Origin of the sequence: Exiguobacterium sp. RIT452, assembly GCF_003598705.1 — a bacterium.
GTDB lineage: Bacteria > Bacillota > Bacilli > Exiguobacteriales > Exiguobacteriaceae > Exiguobacterium_A > Exiguobacterium_A undae.
The window spans coordinates 1-2,583 of sequence record NZ_QXJB01000018.1 but is presented as its reverse complement, the minus strand read 5'-3'; the positions used below and the strand labels follow the sequence as shown (position 1 = coordinate 2,583).

1 rRNA gene is annotated in these 2,583 nt (G+C 54.6%); it reads right to left on the bottom strand.

Annotated features, from left to right (window positions below):
• Positions 1-2,583, bottom strand: a 23S ribosomal RNA gene (locus D3D03_RS16575); the annotation flags it as partial.

Below are 2,583 nucleotides of genomic sequence, written 5' to 3'. Positions count from 1 at the left end.
CCATGCTTCCACCCGTGACCTATCTACCTCATCGTCTCTGAGGGGTCTTTCTTGATTACTCAAAGGGAAATCTCATCTTGGAGGGGGCTTCATGCTTAGATGCTTTCAGCATTTATCCCGTCCGCACGTAGCTACCCAGCGATGCTCCTGGCGGAACAACTGGTACACCAGCGGTGCGTCCATCCCGGTCCTCTCGTACTAAGGACAGCTCTCCTCAAATTTCCTGCGCCCACGACGGATAGGGACCGAACTGTCTCACGACGTTCTGAACCCAGCTCGCGTACCGCTTTAATGGGCGAACAGCCCAACCCTTGGGACCTACTCCAGCCCCAGGATGCGATGAGCCGACATCGAGGTGCCAAACCTCCCCGTCGATGTGGACTCTTGGGGGAGATCAGCCTGTTATCCCCAGGGTAGCTTTTATCCGTTGAGCGATGGCCCTTCCATGCGGAACCACCGGATCACTAAGCCCGACTTTCGTCCCTGCTCGACTTGTAGGTCTCGCAGTCAAGCTCCCTTCTGCCTTTGCGCTCTACGAATGATTTCCAACCATTCTGAGGGAACCTTTGGGCGCCTCCGTTACTGTTTAGGAGGCGACCGCCCCAGTCAAACTACCCGCCTGACACGGTCCTCCAGCCGGATGACGGCTGCGAGTTAGAGACTCTATGCATGAAGGGCGGTATCCCAAGGGTGACTCCTCCGAAGCTGGCGCTCCGGTCTCGACGTCTCCCGCCTATCCTGTACATCATGCACAAAGCCTCAATATCAGGCTGTAGTAAAGCTCCATGGGGTCTTTCCGTCCTGTCGCGGGTAACCTGCATCTTCACAGGTACTATGATTTCACCGGGTCTCTCGTTGAGACAGTGCCCAAATCGTTACGCCTTTCGTGCGGGTCGGAACTTACCCGACAAGGAATTTCGCTACCTTAGGACCGTTATAGTTACGGCCGCCGTTTACTGGGGCTTCGGTTCAAAGCTTCGCTTGCGCTAACCCATCCCCTTAACCTTCCAGCACCGGGCAGGCGTCAGCCCCTATACGTCATCTTGCGATTTAGCAGAGACCTGTGTTTTTGCTAAACAGTCGTTTGGGCCTATTCACTGCGGCTCTACTCATGTAGAGCGTCCCTTCTCCCGAAGTTACGGGACCATTTTGCCGAGTTCCTTAACGAGAGTTATCCCGCGCGTCTTAGAATTCTCATCCCGCCTACCTGTGTCGGTTTACGGTACTGGCACCTTCCACCTCACTAGAGGCTTTTCTTGGCAGTGTGAAATCGTGACCTTCGTCCCTACGGGACTCCGCATCGTTCCTCGACTTTGGTGCCTGACGGATTTGCCAATCAGACGGTCTCGAAACTTACACATGCACTTCCATCCGCATGCGTCACTATCCTCCTGCGTCCCCCCATTGTTCAAACGGTGGATCGGTGGTACAGGAATATCAACCTGTTATCCATCGCCTACGCCTTTCGGCCTCGGCTTAGGTCCAGACTAACCCTGAGCGGACGAGCCTTCCTCAGGAAACCTTGGGCTTTCGACGGAGGGGATTCTCACCCCTCTTTTCGCTACTCACACCGGCATTCTCACTTCCAAACGCTCCACTGCTCCTTACGGTACAGCTTCACAGCGGTTTGGAACGCTCCCCTACCATTCCTTACGGAATCCGCAGCTTCGGTGGTATGTTTAGCCCCGTTACATTTTCGGCGCGGCGCCACTCGACTAGTGAGCTATTACGCACTCTTTGAATGGTGGCTGCTTCTAAGCCAACATCCTAGCTGTCTAGGCAGCGCCACATCCTTTTCCACTTAACATACACTTTGGGACCTTAGCTGGCGGTCTGGGCTGTTTCCCTCTTGACTACGGATCTTATCACTCGCAGTCTGACTCCCGAGTATAAGTTGCCGGCATTCGGAGTTTAACTGAATTCGGTAACCCTGTGGGGGCCCCTAGTCCAATCAGTGCTCTACCTCCGGAACTCTCAACCTCGAGGCTAGCCCTAAAGCTATTTCGGGGAGAACCAGCTATCTCCAGGTTCGATTGGCATTTCACCGCTACCCACACCTCATCCCCGCACTTTTCAACGTGCGTGGGTTCGGACCTCCAGTCAGTGTTACCTGACCTTCATCCTGGACATGGGTAGATCACCTGGTTTCGGGTCTACGACAACGCACTATGGCGCCCTATTCAGACTCGCTTTCGCTACGGCTCCGCCTCATCAGCTTAACCTCGCGCGCTATCGTAACTCGCCGGTTCATTCTACAAAAGGCACGCCATCACCCATTAACGGGCTCTGACTACTTGTAGGCATACGGTTTCAGGATCTATTTCACTCCCCTTCCGGGGTGCTTTTCACCTTTCCCTCACGGTACTGGTTCACTATCGGTCACTAGGGAGTATTTAGCCTTGGGAGATGGTCCTCCCGGATTCCGACGGGGTTTCACGTGTCCCGCCGTACTCAGGATCCACTCTGGAGGGAAAACAGTTTCAGCTACAGGGCTGTCACCTTCTTCGGCCGACCTTTCCAGGTCGTTCACCTACTGTCTTCCTTTTTGACTCCGTATAGAGTGTCCTACAACCCCGGAGAGCA